The 21,362-nt window shown below is 74.2% G+C and carries 19 protein-coding genes and 1 pseudogene; 16 read left to right on the top strand and 4 right to left on the bottom strand.

What is annotated here, in order from left to right; genetic code table 11:
• Positions 1 to 150 precede the first annotated feature (150 nt).
• Entirely contained in the window at positions 151 to 1,056 is a 906-nt protein-coding gene (locus tag ACFWMZ_RS01065) for a L,D-transpeptidase family protein (RefSeq protein ID WP_383198994.1), read from the bottom strand.
• 212 nt (positions 1,057 to 1,268) lie between these two features.
• On the opposite strand from ACFWMZ_RS01065, the gene leuE reads away from it, so the two are divergent.
• A complete protein-coding gene (gene leuE, locus ACFWMZ_RS01060; protein WP_383179130.1) occupies positions 1,269 to 1,925 on the top strand; it encodes a leucine efflux protein LeuE in 657 nt (218 codons plus the stop codon).
• Positions 1,926 to 1,940: 15 nt separating this feature from the next.
• Here the strand turns inward: leuE and ACFWMZ_RS01055 are convergent, their stop codons facing one another.
• Positions 1,941 to 3,371, bottom strand: a complete 1,431-nt coding sequence (locus ACFWMZ_RS01055) for a polysialyltransferase family glycosyltransferase (RefSeq protein ID WP_383179133.1) — start codon at positions 3,369 to 3,371, stop codon at positions 1,941 to 1,943.
• A complete protein-coding gene (locus ACFWMZ_RS01050; protein ID WP_383179136.1) occupies positions 3,368 to 4,393 on the bottom strand; it encodes a glycosyltransferase family 2 protein in 1,026 nt (341 codons plus the stop codon). Before ACFWMZ_RS01050 ends, ACFWMZ_RS01055 begins: the two co-directional genes overlap by 4 nt.
• 199 nt (positions 4,394 to 4,592) lie before the next feature.
• Between ACFWMZ_RS01050 and ACFWMZ_RS01045 the strand changes: the two genes are divergently transcribed.
• From ACFWMZ_RS01045 to ACFWMZ_RS01020, 6 genes are all read left to right on the top strand, one after another.
• Entirely contained in the window at positions 4,593 to 5,978 is a 1,386-nt protein-coding gene (locus ACFWMZ_RS01045; protein WP_383198992.1) for a DUF6716 putative glycosyltransferase, read from the top strand.
• Between the two features lie 38 nt (positions 5,979 to 6,016).
• Positions 6,017 to 7,264: a cytidylyltransferase domain-containing protein gene (locus tag ACFWMZ_RS01040; RefSeq protein ID WP_383179143.1), complete on the top strand. Its 1,248-nt coding sequence runs from the start codon at positions 6,017 to 6,019 to the stop codon at positions 7,262 to 7,264.
• A gap of 60 nt (positions 7,265 to 7,324) precedes the next feature.
• Entirely contained in the window at positions 7,325 to 8,269 is a 945-nt protein-coding gene (locus ACFWMZ_RS01035; RefSeq protein ID WP_383179146.1) for an N-acetylneuraminate synthase family protein, read from the top strand.
• A complete protein-coding gene (locus ACFWMZ_RS01030; RefSeq protein WP_383179149.1) occupies positions 8,250 to 9,398 on the top strand; it encodes a hypothetical protein in 1,149 nt (382 codons plus the stop codon). The genes ACFWMZ_RS01035 and ACFWMZ_RS01030 overlap by 20 nt, the downstream gene beginning before the upstream one ends.
• A 283-nt stretch (positions 9,399 to 9,681) precedes the next feature.
• Positions 9,682 to 10,950 (top strand): amidohydrolase, encoded by a 1,269-nt coding sequence (locus ACFWMZ_RS01025; RefSeq protein ID WP_383199050.1) that lies wholly within the window; start codon positions 9,682 to 9,684, stop codon positions 10,948 to 10,950.
• Between the two features lie 87 nt (positions 10,951 to 11,037).
• Positions 11,038 to 11,268 (top strand): hypothetical protein, encoded by a 231-nt coding sequence (locus tag ACFWMZ_RS01020; RefSeq protein ID WP_383179151.1) that lies wholly within the window; start codon positions 11,038 to 11,040, stop codon positions 11,266 to 11,268.
• A 96-nt stretch (positions 11,269 to 11,364) separates the two neighbouring features.
• On the opposite strand, the gene ACFWMZ_RS01015 is transcribed toward ACFWMZ_RS01020, so the two are convergent.
• Positions 11,365 to 11,496 (bottom strand): hypothetical protein, encoded by a 132-nt coding sequence (locus tag ACFWMZ_RS01015; protein WP_383179357.1) that lies wholly within the window; start codon positions 11,494 to 11,496, stop codon positions 11,365 to 11,367.
• A 304-nt stretch (positions 11,497 to 11,800) separates the two neighbouring features.
• On the opposite strand from ACFWMZ_RS01015, the gene ACFWMZ_RS01010 reads away from it, so the two are divergent.
• The 9 genes and pseudogenes from ACFWMZ_RS01010 (at position 11,801) to ACFWMZ_RS00970 (ending at position 21,332) form a co-directional block, all read left to right on the top strand.
• Positions 11,801 to 12,583: a formylglycine-generating enzyme family protein gene (locus tag ACFWMZ_RS01010; protein WP_383198990.1), complete on the top strand. Its 783-nt coding sequence runs from the start codon at positions 11,801 to 11,803 to the stop codon at positions 12,581 to 12,583.
• A 71-nt stretch (positions 12,584 to 12,654) separates the two neighbouring features.
• Positions 12,655 to 13,587 (top strand): DUF389 domain-containing protein, encoded by a 933-nt coding sequence (locus ACFWMZ_RS01005; protein WP_383179362.1) that lies wholly within the window; start codon positions 12,655 to 12,657, stop codon positions 13,585 to 13,587.
• An 82-nt stretch (positions 13,588 to 13,669) separates the two neighbouring features.
• On the top strand, positions 13,670 to 14,446 hold the full coding sequence (locus tag ACFWMZ_RS01000) for an aminotransferase class IV family protein (RefSeq protein WP_383179365.1): 777 nt from the start codon (positions 13,670 to 13,672) through the stop codon (positions 14,444 to 14,446).
• A 132-nt stretch (positions 14,447 to 14,578) separates the two neighbouring features.
• Positions 14,579 to 14,758, top strand: a pseudogene (locus ACFWMZ_RS00995) (hypothetical protein); the annotation flags it as partial.
• Between the two features lie 355 nt (positions 14,759 to 15,113).
• Entirely contained in the window at positions 15,114 to 16,154 is a 1,041-nt protein-coding gene (locus ACFWMZ_RS00990) for a BMP family protein (protein ID WP_383179368.1), read from the top strand.
• A gap of 621 nt (positions 16,155 to 16,775) precedes the next feature.
• Positions 16,776 to 18,404, top strand: coding sequence for an ABC transporter ATP-binding protein (locus ACFWMZ_RS00985; RefSeq protein ID WP_383199048.1), 1,629 nt, complete (start codon positions 16,776 to 16,778; stop codon positions 18,402 to 18,404).
• Complete coding sequence (locus tag ACFWMZ_RS00980) at positions 18,401 to 19,630, top strand: ABC transporter permease (protein WP_383179371.1); 1,230 nt, start codon at positions 18,401 to 18,403, stop codon at positions 19,628 to 19,630. The genes ACFWMZ_RS00985 and ACFWMZ_RS00980 overlap by 4 nt, the downstream gene beginning before the upstream one ends.
• Positions 19,627 to 20,895 carry an ABC transporter permease gene (locus ACFWMZ_RS00975; protein WP_383179374.1) on the top strand — a complete coding sequence of 423 codons (1,269 nt, stop codon included), beginning with the start codon at positions 19,627 to 19,629 and terminating at the stop codon, positions 20,893 to 20,895. The genes ACFWMZ_RS00980 and ACFWMZ_RS00975 overlap by 4 nt, the downstream gene beginning before the upstream one ends.
• Complete coding sequence (locus ACFWMZ_RS00970) at positions 20,892 to 21,332, top strand: cytidine deaminase (protein WP_383179377.1); 441 nt, start codon at positions 20,892 to 20,894, stop codon at positions 21,330 to 21,332. The genes ACFWMZ_RS00975 and ACFWMZ_RS00970 overlap by 4 nt, the downstream gene beginning before the upstream one ends.
• Positions 21,333 to 21,362: the final 30 nt, after the last annotated feature.

The following is a 21,362-nucleotide window of genomic DNA, read 5'->3' as shown; positions in this document are numbered from 1 at the left end:
GCGGCTTCTGTGTGTTTACCGAGCCTGGGGGGCCCCCCCTACCCTCTGGGCGGGGTGCGGGCGGGGGGGGGGGGCCAGGTCCCCCCGGTCCCGCCCGCGCCTCTTCACTCTCCGCCGCCCTGACGGGGGCGGCTTCCCGGTCGCCGGGCCTCAGTAGACGATGACGCGGTCCCCCTCGCGCACCTGGTCGAAGAGGGCGGCGACCTTCTTCCTGTCCCGGACGTTGACGCAGCCGTGCGAGGCGCCCGCGTACCCCTGGGCGGCGAAGTCCGCCGAGTAGTGGACGGCCTGGCCGCCGCTGAAGAAGAGGGCGTACGGCATCGGGGTGTCGTAGAGCGTGGAGTGGTGGTCGCGGGACTTCCAGTAGACCTTGAACGCGCCGTCGCGGGTGGGGGTGTACTGCGAGCCGAACCGCACGTCCATCGCCGCGCGCACCTTGCCGTCGACCATCCACGCCAGCGAGCGGCTCTTCTTGCTGACGCAGAGCACCCGGCCGGTCAGGCAGCGCTTGTCGGGCTCGGTCAGCGGCAGCGTGGTCGGCGGGTGGAGCTCGTCCTGGGTGGGCCGGGCGGTGCCCGCGCGGAGCCGGTCCCAGGTGACGGCGTCGGTGGCGCCGGTCACCGGCAGCGCGCCCCGGCGCTGGAAGGCGGAGACCGCCTCGCTGGTGACGTCGCCGTAGAAGCCGGTCGGGGAGCGGCCGAAGAGCCCCAGCGAGGCCAGCCGCGCCTGGAGTTCGCGGACCTGCTCGCTGGCCTGGCCCGGCCGCATGAGGACCGCCGGGGCGGCGGGCTCCGTCGCGGCAGGGGCGGGCGGCGGCGCGGGCTTCGCCGGTGGAGTGGTGGGTGCGGGGGACGACTTCGGTGGTGGCGGTGGCGGGGAGGGCGTGGGTGGGCGGGCGTCCTCGGTGGCGGGTGCGGCGGGCGGGGGCGGTGGTGCCGGGGTCAGGCCCGGTCCGGCCGCCGCGTCGACCCGGCAGCCGGCGACGGCCAGCAGCGCCAGCGCCGCGACCACCGCTCCGGCCACCGGTCTTCCTCGTCCTGCGCGCCCTGTGGGCATGGAGTGCACCCTCCCCCTCGCGTCACGGCGGCGGAGACGCGCCGCGCGGCCCGTGGGCGCGCGGACGTGCCCGCTCCTGGCCCCTCCATGCCCCGCCGGGACGCCGGTGGAACCTTCCGCGCGCGGGGTGTCCCGAACCCATCCCGGAGGCGCCCGTTCCACTTCGTGGAACCGGGAGGTGCCCACCCGTACGGCCGTGCGAAACTCCGCTCATGCTGGGTGTCACCGATCTACCGACCTACCTCGCCGGGCTCGCCGTCATCGTGCTGCTCCCCGGCCCGAATTCGCTCTACGTCCTCTCCGTCGCCGCCCGGCGCGGACCGAGGACCGGGTACGCGGCCGCGGCCGGGGTCTTCACCGGTGACGCGATCCTGATGACCCTGGCGGCGGCCGGCGCCGCCTCGCTGCTGCGCACCACCCCGCTGCTCTTCACCCTCGTGAAGTACGCCGGCGCCGCCTACCTGACCTGGATGGCGGTCGGGATGCTCCGCAGCGCCTGGCGGCTCTGGCGCGACCGGCGCGAGGAGACGGGCCCGGAGCCGGAGGCGGCCCCGGCGGAGGCGGCCCGCGAACGCCCGTACCGCAGGGCGCTGGTGGCGAGCCTCCTCAACCCGAAGGCCATCCTCTTCCTGCTGTCGTTCTTCGTGCAGTTCGTGGACCCGGCCTACGCCTATCCCGCGCTCTCCTTCCTGATCCTCGGAGCCCTGCTGCAACTGGCCAGCTTCGCCTACCTGTCCACGCTGATCTTCGCGGGGCACCGGCTGGCCGCCGCCTTCCGCCGCCGCCGGAGCCTGTCGGCGGGGGCGACGACGGCGGCCGGGGCGCTCTTCCTCGGCTTCGCCGTGAAGCTCTCCCTCAGCGGCGTCTGAGCGCCGGCGCGTCCCTCACCCCACGGCCTTCGCCAGCCGCCGCGCCCGCCGGGCCAGCCCGCGCACGGCCCGGTTGCGCGGCACGAAGGCGAGCCGGTCCGGGACGCCGCCGGGCAGCGCCAGCGCGGTGAGGCGGCGGCGCTTGAAGTAGCGGGTCAGCGCCGGGCCCCGCCGCAGCACCGCCAGGTGACGTTCGGCAACCGGGCGCAGCTGGGGGTTGAGGGCCGGCTGCATCGCGAACCCGACGGTGGTGACCAGGTCGGCCAGCCCCTCGGGCAGCCCCGCCCCGTCCGGCCCCGGCGGCGTCCAGGCGGCGACGGCCCCCGCGTCGTCCAGCGAGGGGAGCAGCGCGTCGACCAGGGTGACGGGCACCCGGTTGCTGTTCTGGTAGGGGGTGAGGCGCTCCAGGAGCAGGCCGGTGCCGGTGCGGGCGACGGGCAGGCCGTAGCAGACGGCGGCGGTCAGCAGCGCCGTGGAGAAGCACCCGGCGACCAGCGCGGGCCGCAGCCGCTGGAAGACCACCTCGGCGAGGACCGGCTCGTCCAGCACGCCGAAGCGCACGCCGAGCCGGCCGGCCTCCTCCTCCAGCGCGCGGGTCCACCCGGCGGGGGCCGAGGGGTGCGGCTTGAAGACGACGCTCCGGTGACCGAGGGCGGCGGCCCCGCGCAGCAGCCGCAGGTGGAGCCGTTCCTCCTCGTCCGGGGTGAGCACCTCGATCGCCGAGAGGTACTGGCCGAGCAGGAGCGCGGGGGAGGCGTCGCCCGCCTCCCCGGCCGCCTCGGCGGCGCGTACCGAGGACGGCTCCTCGGCCAGTTCGCCGAGGACCTTCACGAACTCCTCGGTGGGCACCACCTCGGGCTCGACGCCGAACTCGCGCAGCAGCAGCGGGCGCAGGCCCGGGACGAGGTCGAGATGGAGGAGGCGGGCCACCCGGGTGCCGATGAGCGGGTCGAGCTTGGAGCGGGTCGGGCCGTAGCTCATCAGGCCGTCGGCGTAGAGGTGGACGGGGGCCTCGGAGAAGATCCGGACCACCGCCTGGGACGGGTTGGCCTGGAGCGACTCGCAGGCCAGCTCCAGCGGGCCGTCGCCCAGCTCCCACGCCGCGCGCACCGCGCGCTCCCACAGCGGGCAGTCCTGCTCGCGCGGGGACCAGCCGGCCGGGTGGAAGGGGCGGAGGAAGTCGTTCCAGGAGTGCACGGCGTCGAACTCGCCGCCGAGCGCCGCGAACCCGGGCATCGCGTCGAGCGGGGTGCCGAGCTCCGGGACGGCCGAGGTGTCGCTGACCACCAGGATCCGCCGGTGCTCGGCGCGCGGCCCGAACTGCCCGGCGCGGATCGCGGCCACCACGGTCGCCGCCGCGTACTGGGTGGCGGCGAGGAAGAGCTGGGTGGAGCCGGGGCGGACGGCGGCGCCGGGCGGCGTGGGGGAGGCGTTCGGCGTCTTCATCGGGCCGCCTCCTCGCGCACGCGGGTGGCGGGGACGGCGGGCGCCGCCGTGGCGGGACGGGCGAGGGCCTGGCCGCGCCGGACGCGGCGCAGGCGGGCGGCGCGCTCGGGGCCGAGGGCGTACAGGGTGGAGCGGAGGATGTCCTGCGGCAGCCGCCGCAGGGCCGCCGCGCTCTCGGCGCGCAGAGTCCGGGCCACGGCGGGTTCGAACCTTTCGATGGATTCCAGGTGGTGCGCCATCACGGCGCAATACGTACGAATGGCTTTCGGCAGGAGTTCCGCCGCCCGTTCATGGCCCGCGGTCTCCTCGACCACCTGGTCGAACGCGCGCAGGAAATCGAGTTGCCGCACATCACCGATCTGTGTGAGCGAGGAGGAGACACCGCGCCGGTAGAAGACACCGAGAAGGCCGGTCACCGCGAAGGACTCCGCCTCCCGGTGCAGCCGCCAGATCCACGGGCGGTCCTCGGCGGTCCGCAGCCCGTCCCGGAACCGCAGCACCCCGGAGTCGAGCAGCCGCCGGTGGTAGATCCCCGCCCAGGCGTACGGGTAGTCGACCGAGGTCGAGCGGTCGGCGGGCAGTATCGCGTCGACCGGGCGCAGCGGCACCTCCCGGCGCCCGTGCGGCATCCGGTGGATCCGGCGGACCTTCCCGGTGGCCTGGACGTGGTCGACGCGGACGAAGTCCGTGCCCAACCGCTCGGCCGCGGCGAGGAGTTGGCCGCAGTAGCCGGGGGCGTACCAGTCGTCGCCGTCGAGGAAGGTCAGGTAGGTGCCGCGGGCCGCGTCCAGACCCGTGTTGCGGGCGGTCGCGAGGCCGCCGTTGGCCTGGTGCGGGAGCAGGACGGCACCGGGCACCTCCTCGGCGGCCCGTTCCAGCAGGTCCCGGGTGCCGTCCGACGAGCAGTCGTCGACCAGGAGGAATTCGACATCGTCCCGCGCGTTCGCCTTCAGGCTGCGCAGGGTGTCGGGCGCGAATTGCCGCACGTTGTAGAACGGCACGATGACGGAGAGCTTGACCACGGAAACGACGCTAGAGGGCACCTCCGACCCGGTCCGCGACACCCACGGGTACACCGGGTGAACGTCGGGCGGCCGGCTTGTTAACCCGCCCTCCGAATTTCCCCGCCGAGCCGCCCAATTCCTTTCGTCGGTGCGCTGTTAACCCTTTGTTGCCATCCCGTTGGGCCCTTTGGCGCCGACCCTTCCTAGCGTCGGCGACGTGCCAGCAAGCAACCACCGAACCCCGCGCATCGCCGTCCTCGCGGATTCCGACACCCGCTGGAAATGGGGTGCCCTCACCGCCGGTCGGCTCGCCCCCGAGGGCGCCGCCACCGACGGCTACCTGCTGCGCGGCCGCGCCACCCCGACCCCGCGCCAGCTCGCCGAGGTCGGCCTGAGCCCCGACGCCCTCGCCGAGGTCTCCCTCGCGGGCTTCCTCGCCGAACTCCGGCGCCGCCACGCCACCCCGGCACCCGGGGCCGACCCGGCCGGCGCCCCCTACGACCTGGTCGTCCTCGCCCTGGTCGGCGGCGCCGTCCAGGCCGCCCTGCACGGCCTCGCCCGCCTCGGCCAGGACCACGGCGTGCGCCCGGTCGTCGTCACCGGCTACGTCGGCGTCGTCTACGAGAAGCTGGCCGACGGCCTCCTGTTGCGCCACGGCGCCGACCTGGTCCTCGCCAACTCCGCCGTCGACGCCGACCGCTTCCGCGCCGTCTACGAGGGCGTCGGCGCCGACAGCACGGCGGTCACCGAGGCCGCGCTGCCCTTCCTCGGCGGCGCCCCGCACCGCCCGGCCGAGCCGGCGGACCGCCCGTACACCGTGGTCTTCGCCGCCCAGCCCTCGGTGCCCGCCGGCCGCGCCGACCGCGCCCACCTGCTGGACCGGCTCATCGGCCACGCCCGCGCCCACCCGGAGCGCGAGGTGCTGCTGAAGCTGCGCTCCAAGCCCGGCGAGCACACCACGCACCTGGAGGAGATCCCCTACCAGCGGCTCGCCCGCGACCGGGCGCCGCTGCCGGAGAACTTCCGCCTCGTCCACGGCAACATGGGCGAGGTCCTGGACCGCACCGACCTACTGGTCACCGTCAGCTCCACGGCCGCCCTGGAGTCCCTGCACCGGTCCATCCCCACCGCCGTCCTCACCGACCTCGGGGTGCGCGAGGCGCTCGGCAACCACCACTTCATCGGCTCCGGCTGCCTCACCTCCTTCGACCGGCTCGACGAAGGCCACGCCCCCGCCGCCGACCCGGTCTGGCAGGACCGCAACGGCGTCGCCCCCGGTACGGCCTACGCCACCGCCTTCGACACGGCCCGCGCCCGCACCGCGGCCCTGCTGACGCGGTCCGAGGGCGAGGAGCTCCCGCCGATCACGCCGTACTACACGCGGCGCACCGCCCCCGGCTACCTGCCCGGGCTGCTCGCCCGCCACCACCTCGCGCCCGACGGCTCCCCGCTGCCCGGCGCCCTCGACCCGCCGCCCGCCGAGGGGCTGCGCGGCACCGTCCGCACCGCCGTCAACGGCGCCGTGCGCGGCGCCGCCCGCTCCGCCTACCGGCACGGCGTGCAGAACGTCGCCCCTCTCGTCCGCCGCCTGGGCCGGCTGTGACCGGCACCGGTGTACGCCCGACACCCCACGGAGACCCCATGCGCGACCCCGCTCCCCGCGTCCTCGCCGTCATCCCCGCCCGGGGCGGCTCCAAGGGCGTCCCCGGCAAGAACCTCGCCGAGGTCGGCGGCGTGCCGCTGGTCGCCCGCGCCGTCCACGCCTGCCGCACCGCCCGGCTCGTCAGCGAGGTGCTGGTCTCCACCGACGATGCGGCCATCGCCGAGGCCGCCCGCGCCGCCGGTGCCGCCACCGTGGAGCGGCCCGCGCCGCTCTCCGGCGACACCGCCACCAGCGAGGCCGCGGTCCTGCACGCCCTGGACACCGACGAGGCCCGCCACGGCCGCCTCGCCGACGTGGTCCTCCTCGTGCAGTGCACCAGCCCCTTCCTCACCGCCGACGACGTCGACGGCGTCGCCGCGGCGGTCCTGGAGGGTGCCGACACCGCCGTCACCGCCGCCCCCTTCCACGGCTTCCTCTGGCGGGACCTCGCCACCGGCGCCACCCCGAGCAGCGGCCACGGCGTCAACCACGACGCCGCCCACCGGCCCCGCCGCCAGGACCGCCCCGAGGACCTGCTGGAGACCGGCGCCGCCTACGCCGTGCGCGGCGAAGGCTTCCGCGCCGTACGCCACCGCTTCTTCGGCCGCACCGCGCTGGTCCGCACCGACCCCGCCCGCGTCCTGGAGATCGACGACCCGCACGACCTCGCCCGGGCCCGCGCGCTGGCGCCGCTCCTCGACCGGCACGACGCCCCCGGCGGCCGACGGCCCGGCCCCGGCGACGTCGACGCGGTCGTCCTCGACTTCGACGGCACCCAGACCGACGACACCGTGCAGATCGACGCCGAGGGCCGCGAACGCGTCAGCGTCCACCGCGGCGACGGCCTCGGCATCGCCGCCCTGCGCGACGCCGGGATCCCACTGCTCATCCTCTCCACCGAGCAGAACCCGGTGGTCACCGCCCGCGCCCGCAAGCTGCGCATCCCCGTCCTGCACGGCGTCGACCGCAAGGACGAGGCGCTCAAGCAGTGGTGCGACGAGCAGGGCGTCGACCCCGCCCGCGTCCTCTACGCCGGCAACGACGCCAACGACCTGCCCTGCTTCGCCCTGGCCGGCTGGCCGGTGGCCGTCGCCAGTGCCCACGAGCCGGTACGCCGCGCCGCCCGCGCGGTGACCACCGCCCCCGGCGGCCGCGGCGCCGTCCGTGAGATCGCCTCCTGGCTGCTGGGCCCCGACCTCAGGAGCCCGCACCTCCCGAACCCCGGCACCGCCGACCCCCGGCCCTGACCCGGCTCACCCCGACCGAACCCCTTCCCGTACACAGACCCACCACGTGAGGAACGACCCATGAGCATCCAGAGCACCAACCCCCGCCTGCGCACCCTCGGCACCCGCGCCGCCGGTCCCGGCCAGCCCGTCTACGTCACCGGCGAGATCGGCATCAACCACAACGGCGACCTGGAGAACGCGCTCGCCCTGATCGACGCCGCCGCCGACGCCGGCTGCGACGCGGTGAAGTTCCAGAAGCGCACCCCGGAGATCTGCACCCCGCGCGACCAGTGGGACGTCGAACGCGACACCCCCTGGGGCCGCATGACCTACATCGACTACCGCCACCGCGTGGAGTTCGGCGAGGACGAGTACCGCGCCATCGACGCCTACTGCAAGAAGCGCGGCATCGACTGGTTCGCCTCCCCGTGGGACACCGAGGCCGTCGCCTTCCTGGAGAAGTTCGACGTCCCCGCCCACAAGGTGGCCTCGGCCTCCCTCACCGACGACGAGCTGCTCCGCGCCCTGCGCGCCACCGGCCGCACGGTCATCCTCTCCACCGGCATGTCCACCCCGCGCCAGATCCGGCACGCGGTCGAGGTCCTCGGCAGCGACAACATCCTGCTCTGCCACGCCACCTCCACCTACCCGGCCAAGGCCGAGGAGCTGAACCTGCGGGTCATCCACACCCTCCAGGCCGAGTACCCCAACGTCCCGATCGGCTACTCCGGCCACGAGACGGGCCTGCAGACCACGCTGGCCGCCGTCGCCCTCGGCGCCGCCTTCGTCGAGCGCCACATCACCCTGGACCGCGCCATGTGGGGCTCCGACCAGGCCGCCTCCGTCGAGCCGCAGGGCCTGGCCCGCCTGGTCCGCGACATCCGCACCATCGAGGAGTCCCTCGGCGACGGCGTCAAGCAGGTCTACGAGTCCGAGCTCGGCCCGATGAAGAAGCTCCGCCGCGTCCCCGGCGTCATCGCCGAGACCCAGGCCGAGGCCGGCCGTGAGCCCGCCGCAGTCTGAGCCCCGCCCCGGGCAGCCGGGGACCGAGCCGCCCGGGCCGGGCCCCGCCTACGGCCGGCCCGCCCGCCGGGGCCGGGGAGAGGGCGAGACGCTGGCCTTCGTGGAGAGCCCCGTCCAGCTCCTCAACGTCCTGGAGTGGGCCCACGCCTCAGGCCAGGCCCCGGACCGCCTCACCCTGGTCGTCCTCTCACCGCTCGACCCGATGTCCCGGGGCCAGCTCCGTCGCATGGCAGAGCTGGCCCGGGGCGAGGGGATCGAGGTGCGCTGGGAGGAGGCCAGGGGCGGGGCGACCGCGCCGCTGGCCACCGTGCGGGGCCTGGCGCCACGCCTGCGGGCGGCGGGGCGGGTCGTCATCGGTGACCCCTTCTCCCGCTACGTCCAGCTGCTGCTCGCCCTCAGCCGCGCCCGCGACCTGGTCGTGGTGGACGACGGCACCGCGACCGTGGAGTTCCTCGCCCAGCTGGCCCGCGGCGAACGCCTCGTCCGCTGGCACCGGCGCGGCGGCCGCCGGGGCCCGCGGGAACTGCTGCTCGCCCCGGTCTCCGCCGCCGCCCGGCGCCGCCTCACCCCGGGCGGGCGGCACCCGAGAATCGAGGTGTTCTCGGCGATGCCGGTGGACGCGGCGCCCGAGGGGCTCACCCTCACCCGCAACACGCTCGCCTGGACCCGCTCCCGCTTCGGCCCGCCCCGCCTCACCGGCGGCGCCGACCTGGTGGGGACCTCGCTGGTGGAGACCGGCGTCGTCGACGAGGCCCGCTACCGCGAGGCCGTGCGCGCCCTGGTCCGGGCCCACGGCGTCACCCGCTACTTCGCCCACCGCCGGGAGAGCGCCGCCAAGCTGCGCCACCTCACTGACGGAACCGGCCTGGAGGTGGTCCGCCCCGACCTGCCGCTGGAGCTGATAGCGCGGCGCGGCCCGACCGGCCGCACCCTGCTCAGCTTCCCCTCGACCGTGGTGCACACCCTGCCCCTGGCGCTGGCCGGGACCGGGGTGCGGATCGCCGTCCTGGACATCGACCCGGCCTGGCTGACCGGGCACGCCTCACCGCGCGCCCAGGGGTTCCTCTCCGGGGTCACCAGCAGCGCCCGGGCGGCGCACCGCCTCACCTCCGTACCCTTGAACCCGTGAGACGCCCGCGACGGCCCGGGTGTCCGGGCCGCTCCGCCGCACGGTGCCCACCAGGTGAGACGGATGCCCATGCGATCCGGCCCGGCCCGACAACGCTCCCCATGGCTTGAACAGAACGCCATCACCGCAGGTGAACGCAGGACAAAAGAAGCTTTCATACCCTCCGTGTCCGCACGGTAAGCATCCGAGGCCGGTTTTTCTTACGTCTTTCCGGCTGAAGTTTTGTTGATCGATGGTGAGTTGGCTCCCGCGGCGGCCTAACCTTGCCAAGGTGAACCAACTGATGTCCCGCGAACCCGGTGCCCCTGCCCCTGCCGAGACCGCCCGCGACCAGGCCGCCGACGTACCGGCCGCCATCGAGCTCGCCGGCGCGCTCCCCGACCGGCTCTGTGCCGAGCTCATCGCCTTCCGGCGTGACCTGCACATGCACCCGGAGCTCGGCAACCAGGAATTCCGGACGACGCTGGCCATCAAGACCCGGCTGGAACAGGCCGGCCTCACCCCCCGCGTCCTCGACTCCGGCACCGGCCTCGTCTGCGACATCGGCACCCGCGCCGAGGGCGACGAGCGCGGCATGCTGGCCCTGCGCGCCGACATCGACGCGCTCCCCATCCCGGACACCAAGGCCGATGCGCCCTACCGCTCGACCGTCCCGGACCGCGCCCACGCCTGCGGCCACGACGTGCACACCACCACCGTCCTCGGCGCCGGCCTCGTCCTGGCCGCCCTGGACCGCGAGGGCAAGCTGCCCCGCCCGGTGCGGCTGCTCTTCCAGCCCGCCGAGGAGGTGCTGCCCGGCGGCGCCGCCGACGCCATCGAGAACGGCGTCCTGGACGGCGTCGGCCGCGTCCTCGCCGTCCACTGCGACCCCAAGGTCGACGCGGGCCGGATCGGCCTGCGCGTCGGCCCCATCACCTCCGCCTGCGACCGGCTGGAGATCGCCCTGGACGGCCCCGGCGGCCACACCGCCCGCCCGCACCTCACCACCGACCTGGTCACCGCCGCCGCCAAGGTCGTCACCGACGTGCCCGCGCTGGTCGCCCGCCGCGTCGACGCCCGCTCCGGCCTCGCCGTCACCTGGGGCCGCATCGACTCCGGCCACGCCTGCAACGTCATCCCGCAGCACGCCGAGCTCTCCGGCACGGTCCGCTGCCTCGACCTCGACGCCTGGCGGCTGGCCCCGGACCTGATCCACGCCGCCATCGACGAGATCGCCGCCCTGTACGGCGCCAAGTCCGAGATCACCTACATCCGCGGCGTCCCGCCGGTAGTCAACGACCCCGCCGCCGCCGACCTCCTCCACACCGCCATGGCCGCCCGCCGCGGCGCCGCCTCCGTCGAGGGCACCGAGCAGAGCCTCGGCGGCGAGGACTTCTCCTGGTACCTCGAACACGTCCCCGGCGCCATGGCCCGCCTCGGCGTCCGCCGCCCCGGCGACCCCGTCTCCCGCGACCTCCACCGCGGCGACTTCGACGTGGACGAGGAAGCGATCCGTGTCGGCGTGGAGATGTTCACGGCTGCGGCCCTGCTGGACGCGGGGGAGCGGGGCTGAGGAGCGGGGCGGCAGCGCCCCGCGGGACCCCGCCACTCCTGAACCCTCCGGTCCGCCGGTGCGGGGCGGCTCGGCGCCACCACCTACGTGGTCCCCGCCCTCACCATGGTGATCGCCTGGCCGGTGCTGGGCGAGCTGCCCGCTCTGCTGGCCCTGGCCGGGGGCGCCCTGTGCCTCCTGGGCGTCTGGATCTCGCGCCGTGACCCGGCGCCGAAGCCCGGCGAGGCCCCCGCCGCCGAAGCGGTCACGGCCCCCGAACCGGTGGCGGCGCCCACGGGCGAACCGGAGCAGCCGACCAAGGCGCAGCAGGTCGGCTGACCCGCGGGGCGGACCGCCCTCCTCCCGCACGACACCGGCGCCGCGGCGCGGTACGTCCCCCTCGGGCGCGTACCGCGCCGCGGCGCCGCTGCGGCCTCACTCCTCGCGGCGCCGCAGCAGGACGACCACCATCACCAGGCACCCGGCCATGACCAGTACGGTCAGCCACGGCGGAACGTTCTCCGTCCCCTGCTGAGCCAGGGTGTTCAAACCATCGAGCCCATTCATGACGTCTCCTCGGAAGTCTCCCGGCGCACGGGCCGCACGCGAACGGGCGCGCGGCGGCGCGGAGGTACAGGGGGGAGGGGCGGGGCGAGCGGGGTGCCGGGAATCCTTACCCGCGCTTCCTCGTGCCGCTCCCTTTGTCCGCGTGTGCCCCCGGACCGGGCGCCGAACCCGGGGCCCGAGCGGACCGGGCGCCCGGCCTACTCCCGAAGTCCCTGCTGAGCAGCCCCGTTGGCCGATGCCCCAGGCCACAGGCGCCGGTCATGATCGAGGCGGTGGACGGCCGGAACGGCGCACAGGGGGAGACGTGGACGACAGGGAAGCGGACAGGGGCGCGGCGGACGTGGAGCCGGTCGACTGGGTGGAGATCCCGGCGGGGTGGCTGCTGCGCGGCACGCCCGCCGAGGCGATCCCGGAGGTGGCCGAGCGGTACGCGCGTACCGGCGTCCCGGTGGAGTGGTACCGCAAGGAGGCCCCGCGCAGCCGCGTCCACGTGCCCGGGTTCCGGCTCGCGCGGACGCAGGTCACCGTGGCCCGGTGGGCGCCGTTCGCCCGGGCCACCGGGCGCCCGCTGCCCCAGGCCCCGCCGGACCACCCGGCCACCGGCGTCACCTGGGAGGCGGCCACCGCCTACTGCCGATGGCTCGGTGAACGGCTCGGCAGCCCGGGGGAGATCTGGCTGCCCACCGAGGACGAGTGGGAGCGGGCGGCCCGGGGCGACGACGACCGCGAGTTCCCCTGGGGCGACACCTACCGCACCGGCCTCGCCAACCTGGCCGACCTCGGCCTCGGCACCACCACCCCGGCCGGGTCGTTCCCCGAGGGCGCCGGCCCCTTCGGTGTGCTGGACCTCGCGGGCAACGCCGACGAGTGGACCTCCACCCTGTACGCCCCCTACCCCGGTGCCCCCACCGAGGTCCCCGCCACCGAGGAGTGGGCCTTCGACCCGCACATCACCCGGGGCGGCGCCTTCCGCCACGACATCGACCTGGCCCGCTGCGCCCGCCGCCACGGCGCCTACGAGCGGGACCTCACGGCGATCGGCGTCGGCTTCCGGCTGGCCGCCCCGGCCGTGCGGGACGCCGGGTAGCGGCCCCGCCCGGACACGCGGCGTCCCCTGACGCCCCGCCCGCTCCCGCCGTCCGGGCCTAACCTTCCGTCATGCTGCACTTGCGGATCATCACCCCGGGCGACCGCACCGAGGAGGCCGTCACCACGCTGCGCGGCGTCCCCGGCACGTACAACCTGATCGTCCTCCCCGGGGCCGCCCGCGAACCGGAGGGCGACGTGGTCCTCTGCGACGTGGCCCGCGAGTCGGGCGACGACGCGGTGCACGCCCTGCGCGAGCTGGGCGTCGACACCGACGGGTCGATCACGGTCGAGAACATCGACCTGACGGTCTCGCAGGGCGCCGACCGGGCCGAGAAGGAGGCGCCGGGGGACAGCGCGGACGCCGTTCTGTGGGACCAGCTCGCCGAGACCACCCACGAGGAGTCGACGCTCTCCGTCACCTACCTGGGCTTCATGACCCTCGCCACGATGCTCGCCGCCTGCGGCGTGGTCCTCGACAACGCCGTGCTGATCGTCGGCGCCATGGCCATCGGGCCGGACTTCGGCCCCCTCGCGGGCGTCTCGGTGGCCCTGGTGGAGCGGCGCCCCCGGCTCGCCGCGCGCTGCCTGATCGGCCTGGTCACCGGTTTCGCCGCGGCCATAGGGGCGACGGTGCTGTTCAGCCTCGCCATGGACGCGGCCGGGCTCTTCGACGCGAGCCAGCTCACCGACCAGCGTCCGACCACCCAATTCATCGTGTCGCCCGACGCGTTCTCCCTGATCGTCGGCGTCCTCGCGGGTGTCGCCGGGACCCTCTCCCTCACCTCCGCCAAATCCGGCGCCCTGGTCGGCGTCGCCATCTCGGTCACCACCATCCCGGCCGCCGCCAACGCCGCCGTCGCCCTCTCCTACGGCAACTACGCCCAGACCCGCGCCTCCACCGAACAACTCCTCCTCAACCTCTTCGCCATCGCGGTCGCGGGCACGCTGACGCTGCTGGCGCAGAAGTGGCTGTGGCGGGTGATGCGGGGCAAGCGCGCGTGACCGCGCTCCGGCGGACGGGGCACCGCGCGCCGAAGGGGTGAAGGGAGACCGGACACCGGCCGCTCCCCGGCATCCTGTCCCCATGGCGGAACTCAACGGCGTACCGGCCGACCGGGACCGGATGACGGCCCTCGCGCTCACCAACTACGGCCACTTCACCACGATGCGCGTCGACGGCGGCCGCGTCCGCGGACTGGCCCTGCACCTGGACCGGCTGGCCCGGGACTGCCGGGCCCTCTTCGGCACCGAGCTGGACCTGGAGCGCGTACGGGCCCTGGCGAGGCGGGCGGTACCCGCCTCCGGCGACCCGGTCACGGTCCGCGTCACCGTCTTCGACCCGGGGCTGGACCTTGGCCGCCCCGCCTCGGCCGCCGACCCGCACGTCCTGGTGACCTCCCGGCCCGCTGGCGGCGAGGAGCTGCCGCCGCTGCGCGTCCGCTCCGCCCGCTACGTACGCGACATCCCCCACGTCAAGAGCATCGGCCTCTTCGCCAACCTCTACCACCGGCGGCAGGCGCAGCTCGACGGCTACGACGACGCCCTGTTCGTCGCGGCGGACGGCCTGATCTCGGAGGGCGTCACCTGGAACATCGGCTTCCACGACGGCGATCGCGTCGTCTGGCCCGAGGCCGCGTGCCTGCCCGGCGTCACCCGGGAACTGCTCCGGGCGGCCCACGACCACGAAACGGCCCCGATCCGGCTGGCCGAGGTGCCCGGGATGCGCGCCGCCTTCGCCACCAACGCCGCCGTCGGCGTCCGCGCGGTCAGCGCCGTCGACGGAACCCGGCTGCCCGACGCGCACCCGGTGGTCGACGCCCTGCGGGAGGCGTACGCGGGCATCCCGGGCGACGTGCTGTAGCGCGACGGCCGGGCTGCCCCACCCGCGCCGCGATCACCCGCGTACACGCCATCGCCTCCACCCGCCCCGTGGGGGACAAGGGGCGGGTCGACGCGGGCGACTCCTCCGCGTTAGGGGAAGTCCGGCAAGACGCCTGACTGCGGCCTGCGGTACCTCCGGTCCTCAGGTGGCAAGACGTTCCCGCTCCAGGCCACCGTCACCTGGGAGATCGCCTGGACCGGCAGCGGGGGCGCGGGCGGCGACCTGCCCGACGGCACGTTCGGCGCCGACCAGGCGATCACGGTCGAGGAGATCCAGTCGGTCAACCGGTGATCCGGGCGGAGCGAGGCGGGGCCGCGCCAGGGGGGAGGCCCCCCGGGCACGGCCCCGCCGTGCTGCCGGGGGGACCCCCCGTTCGTATGCGATCCCCGCGTACGCCCCGGCGCGATTCCGCCCCCGAAGCGCCCCGGCCCCGCTCCGCGTAACCCCCCGGAAACCCCGCACCACCACCCCCCGCCACCGACCCGACGCCCTCCGTCAACCCGCCGTCCCCTTCCGCGACGTGGCCGGTTCGCGTCGAATCGATAACGGCTGCGGAAGGGGGCTTTCCCTGACATCTACGCGCGTTACGATGCGGCGAAACCAGCGCCGGGAGCCGGCGCTCTCGGGTCAGTGGAAGGAAACCCTCGTGCGCCGGGTAACCAGGATTCTCACCGCGGGCATAGCAACCGCGTCTCTCGCGTTCACCGCCACCGCGTGTGGCGAGTCCTCCACCGAGGCGTCCTCGGGCGAGAACAACGGCATCGGCCTCGCCTACGACGAGGGCGGCCGTGGCGACCACTCGTTCAACGACTCCGCAGCCAAGGGCTACGACAAGGCGAAGAAGGAGCTGAAGCTCGGCGGCAAGGAGATCACCGCGAAGACCGGTGAGACCGAGGCCGACCGCTACCAGCACCTCGCCGACCTCGCCGACGCGGGCTACAACCCGGTCGTCGCCGTCGGCTTCGCCTACGCGCCCTCGGTGACCAAGGCGGCCAAGAAGTACAAGGACGTCGACTTCGCCATCGTCGACTCCGTGGTCGACCTGCCCAACGTGACCAGCCTGGTCTTCAACGAGCACGAGGCCTCCTACCTGGCCGGCGTCGCCGCCGCCCTCAAGTCGAAGACCGACCGGGTCGGCTTCATCGGCGGCACCGACTCCGTCCTCATCAAGAAGTTCGCGGGCGGCTTCCAGCAGGGCGTCAAGGACACCAACCCCAAGGCCAAGCTGGACGTCCAGTGGGTCAAGGAGGGCAACGACACCGCCGGGTTCGGCCAGCCCGACCGCGGCAAGGAGATCGCCGAGGGCATGCTCGCCCGCGACATCGACGTGATCTACTCCGCCGCCGGTGCCTCCGGCTCGGGCGCGATCGAGGCCACCGCGAAGAAGAAGGGCACCTGGTCGATCGGCGTCGACGGCGACCAGTACAACTCCGAGCCCCTCGCCCCGTACAAGGACTCGATCCTGACCTCGGCGGTCAAGAACGTCGACATCGCGGTCTACGACTTCGTGAAGTCCATCGAGGACGGCAAGAAGCTCACCGGTGTCCAGTCCTTCACCCTGGAGCAGGGCGGCGTGAGCCTCGCCTACTCCGGCGGCTTCATCGACGACATCAAGCCGAAGATCGAAGAGGCCCAGAAGAAGATCTCGGACGGCTCCATCAAGGTCACCGACACCTACAAGGGCTGAGCCCGCGAGGGCCGCGCCCAGGGGGTGTCCGGCACATCCGTCGGACAGCTGACGGACACCCCCGGCGGACCGATTGCCGCCCGCGGGCCACGCCCCGCGGCGGCCGTCGCGCCGCCCGCCCCACCGGCTCCGGCCGGATGGGCGGCGCGACGTCCACCCCCCAAGTGAATCCCCGTAAAGCCCCCCACTCCCAGAGACCGGGCGCGGCAGCCGGACCACTCACCCGGGCACCTCCACCGGATCCCGGGCACGGTCACACCCTCGGCGGCCGGACCCAGGGGCCGGCCCCCAACCGGCCCGCAGCGGCCCGGACCCGGGGCACGCCCCACGGCATCCCCGGGTCCGTTCCGTGAACGGCCGGACCCGGCCGCCCGAGTCCCCGCGCACGCACACCCTCGTACGCCGCCGGGGAGCGCACCGACCCCCGGTGCGCGGAGTCCTCGTACGGCCCGTCAGCCGTACCGCCCGCGTCGCGCGGGCCCGCCCGCAGCGAGGGCGAGTCCGCGGGCCGCACCCAGCCACCACCCTCCAGCCAGCCAGGAGCGCGTCATCAAAGCCGCCAGCGCCCCCCAGGGCGAGCCTCCCACCGGCGACACCGGCTCCGGCTCCGCCGGTGCCGACATCGCCGTCGAGCTCCGCGGAATCACCAAGCGGTTCCCCGGAGTCGTCGCCAACCACGACATCGACATCACCGTCCGCCGCGGCACGGTGCACGCCCTCGTCGGCGAGAACGGCGCGGGCAAGTCGACCCTGATGAAGATCCTCTACGGGATGCAGCGTCCCGACGAGGGCACCATCACGCTCGACGGCACCCGGGCCGACCTGCACTCGCCCGCCGACGCCATCGCGCGCGGCGTCGGCATGGTCCACCAGCACTTCATGCTGGCCGACAACTTCACCGTGCTGGAGAACATCGTCCTCGGCGCCGAGAAGCTGCACGGCATCGGCGCCAAGGCGCGGCGGAAGGTCGTGGAGATCTCCGACGCGTACGGCCTGGGAGTGCGGCCCGACGTCCTCGTGGAGGACCTGGGCGTCGCCGACCGGCAGCGGGTGGAGATCCTCAAGGTCCTCTACCGGGGCGCGCGCACCCTGATCCTGGACGAGCCCACCGCCGTCCTGGTGCCGCAGGAGGTCGACGCCCTCTTCGACAACCTGCGCGAGCTGAAGGCCGAGGGCCTCACGGTCCTCTTCATCTCCCACAAGCTCGGCGAGGTGCTCTCCGTCGCCGACGCCATCACGGTGATCCGGCGCGGCACCACGGTCGCCTCGGTGGACCCCGCCGAGACCACCGCCCGGCACCTCGCCGAGCTGATGGTCGGCTCCGCGCTGCCCACGCCGGAGACCCGCGAGTCGACCGTCACCGACAAGGCGATGTTGGCCGTCGAAGGACTCACCGTCCTCGACCCCGAGACCGGCCGGCCCGTCTGCGACGACGTCACCTTCACCATCCACGCCGGTGAGGTCATGGGCATCGCCGGTGTCGAGGGCAACGGCCAGGCCGAGCTGGTCGAGGCCGTCATGGGCATGCGCGAGGCCACGGGCGCCCTGCGCCTGGACGGTGAGGACATCTCCCGCACCCCGACCCGCCGGCGCCGCGAGGGCGGCATCGGATACATCCCCGAGGACCGCCACCGGCACGCCCTGCTCCTGGACGCCCCGCTCTGGGAGAACCGCATCCTCGGCCACGTCACCGAGGCCCCCAACTCCAAGGGCGGCTTCCTCGACCCGGGCGCGGCCCGCCGCGACACCGAGCGGATCGTCGCCGAGTACGACGTGCGCACCCCCGGCATCGAGGTGCCCGCCTCCTCGCTCTCCGGCGGCAACCAGCAGAAGCTGATCGTCGGCCGCGAGATGAGCCACCACCCCAAGCTGCTCATCGCCGCCCACCCGACGCGAGGCGTCGACGTCGGCGCGCAGGCGCAGATCTGGGACCAGATCCGCGAGGCCCGCCGCGAGGGCCTGGCGGTGCTGCTGATCTCCGCCGACCTGGACGAACTGATCGGCCTCTCCGACTCGCTGCGGGTCATGTACCGGGGCCGCCTGGTCGCCGACGCCGACCCGGCCGCCATCACCCCCGAGGAGCTGGGCTCCGCCATGACCGGCGCCGCCTCCGGCCATCTGGAGGACCCGGACGGGCCGCCGGCCGGCCCCGGCGCCCGCGCGCCCGAGGCCGGCTCCCGCGAGCCGGCGGGCGACGCCCCCGGCTCGAAGAACGACGACCACCCCCGCGAGGACGGTGACACCCGATGAAGCGCTTCTCCGTGGAGCGCGTGCTGCTCACGCTGCTCGCGCCCGCCCTCGCGCTGGCCGCCGCCTTCGTCATCACCTCGATGGTGCTGGTGGCGACCGGCAAGGACCCGGTCACCGCCTTCTGGGTGATGTTCGACTACGGCACCAAGTCCGACAGCCAGGTCTTCATCCTCAACAAGGCCACCACGTACTACCTCGCCGGACTCGCCGTCGCCATCGGCTTCCGGATGAACCTCTTCAACATCGGCGTGGACGGCCAGTACCGTCTGGCCGCGTTCTTCGCCGCCGCCGTCGGCGGCGCGCTGGAACTGCCCGTCCTGGTGCACATCCCGCTGATCATCCTGGTGGCGATGCTGGTCGGCGCCATGTGGGCGTCGATCGCCGCGCTGCTCAAGGTCTACCGGGGCGTCAGCGAGGTGATCTCCACGATCATGCTCAACTCGCTGGCCACCAGCTTCATCGGCTACCTGCTGGTCGAGGACCGGCTCGCCGTGCTGCACAAGGACACCAACAGCGTCTCCACCCAACCGCTGCCCGAGTCGGCGCAGTTCTTCTCCTTCGACATGGGCGCCGACGGCGAGATCTGGGGCTTCATCCTCGTCGCGGTCCTCGCCGGACTCGGCTTCTGGTTCCTGCTGGGCCGCACCCGCTTCGGCTTCGACCTGCGCGCGGTCGGCCGCTCCGAGGAGGCCGCCAAGGCCAGCGGTGTCGGCGTCAAGCGCATGGTGATCACCAGCATGGCGCTCTCCGGCGCCGTCGCCGGTCTCACCGGCCTGCCGCTGCTGCTCAACGACAGCCACCAGTTCACCAGCAACTTCCCCACCGGCATCGGCTTCACCGGCATCGCCATCGCCCTGCTCGGCCGGAACAACCCGGTCGGCATCGCCTTCGCCGCCCTGCTCTGGGGCTTCCTCGAACGCGGCGGCAACCGCCTGGAGTTCCACGGCTACGACAAGGAGATCGTCGGCGTCATGCAGGGCGTCATCGTCCTCTGCGTCGTCATCGCCTACGAGCTGGTCCGCCGCTACTCCCTCAAGTCCCAGCAGCGCATGGTCGGCGCCGAACTCGCCGCCGGGCAGGGCCCCTCGGGCCCCGGCTCCGGCCCCGGCGGCGAGCGCCCCGGCGACGGCCCCGGTGACGGCGGCGACGGCCCCGACGACGGCGGGCCCACGGACGCCGGACCGAACACCCCGGACAGCCCCGAGAAGAAGGAGGTGCCGGCATGAGCGCCACGGTCACCGCTGAGAAGGCCACCCCGCCCGCGCCCACCCGCTCGCGGCGGTTGAGCCTGCCGCGCGTCCTGCTGATCATCTCCGGGGCGCTGCTCGCCCTGTGCGCCGTACGCGTCATCACCGGCGCCGACAACATCACCGGCTCCAGCCAGATCGCCGCCGCCCTCTCCCTCGCCGTGCCGATCGGCCTCGCCGGACTCGGCGGCCTGTGGGCCGAGCGCGCGGGCGTCGTCAACATCGGCCTCGAAGGCATGATGATCCTCGGCACCTTCTTCGGTGCCTGGGCGGGCTACCAGTGGGGCCCGTGGACCGGCGTCCTCGTCGGCGTCCTCGCGGGCGCCCTCGGCGGCCTGGTGCACGCCGTCGCCACCGTCTCCTTCGGCGTCGACCACATCATCTCCGGTGTCGCCATCAACATCCTGGCCCTCGGCGCCACCTCCTACCTGGCCAAGCGCTGGTTCGAGCCGCTGGCCCACCTCGGCGCCAGCCCCAAGCAGTCCCCGGCCGTGGACGACCTGCCGTCGTTCACCGTGCCCGGCCTCTCCGACGGACTGAAGTCGCTGGAGAGCCACCACTGGTTCCTCGTCTCCGACCTCGCCGGCATCCTCGGCGGCCTGGTCACCAACGTCTCCGCGCTGACCGCGCTGACCGTGCTGCTGGTCGTCGGTTCGTACTTCGTGCTGTGGCGCACGCCGTTCGGCCTCCGGCTGCGCTCCTGCGGCGAGAACCCGCTGGCCGCCGAGTCCCTCGGCGTCAACGTCTACCTGTACAAGTACGCGGCCGTCGCCACCTCCGGCGCGCTCGCCGGACTCGGCGGCGTCTTCCTCGCCATGGTCCGCTCGCACATCTACAACGAGGGCCAGACCGGCGGCCGCGGCTACATCGGCCTCGCCGCGATGATCTTCGGCAACTGGCGTCCCGGCGGCCTCGCCGCGGGCGCCGGGCTCTTCGGCTACTCCGACGCGCTCCAGCTCCGCAACGGCGGCACCACCGTCCACGCGCTGCTGCTGCTGATCGCGGTGGTGCTGGTCCTGCTGGCGGTATGGAAGATCTACCGCAAGAGCTACCTGACGGGCGCGGTGTCGGCCGGCTTCGCCGTCCTCGTGCTGGTCTGGTACTTCATGACGGACACCGTGCCCAACGAGATGGTCGGCGCCACCCCGTACGTCGTCACCCTGCTGGTGATGGCACTGGCGGCGCAGAAACTACGGATGCCGAAGTACAACAACAAGCCCTACCGGAAGGGCCAGGCCGGATGACGGCCCCCGGCCCCACCCCCACCGAGCCGCCCGGCGGCTGGGAACCCCTGCACGAGGCCGCCCGGGACGCCATGTCCCGGGCGTACGCCCCCTACTCGGGTTACCCGGTCGGCGCCGCCGCCCGCACCGACGACGGCCGGATCGTCACCGGGTGCAACGTCGAGAACGCCAGCTACGGCATCGGCCTCTGCGCCGAGTGCGGCCTCGTCTCGCAGCTGCACGCCACCGGCGGCGGCCGCCTGACGCACTTCGTCTGCGTGGACGGCGCCGGCGCCTCCCTCGTCCCCTGCGGGCGCTGCCGCCAGCTCCTCTACGAGGCCGGCGGCCCGGAGCTGCTCCTGCGGACCCCCGAGGGCGTCCGCACCCTGGACGCGATGCTGCCGCAGGCGTTCGGCGCCGGGCACCTCACGGCCCAGGACGCGACCGGCGACGCGTAGGACGATCCCCGGGGCGGGGCGCCAGGACGG

Origin of the sequence: Streptomyces sp. NPDC058373 (assembly GCF_042723275.1) — a bacterium.
In the GTDB taxonomy this organism is placed as follows: domain Bacteria; phylum Actinomycetota; class Actinomycetes; order Streptomycetales; family Streptomycetaceae; genus Streptomyces.
This window is presented reverse-complemented; position numbering and strand designations above follow the sequence as displayed.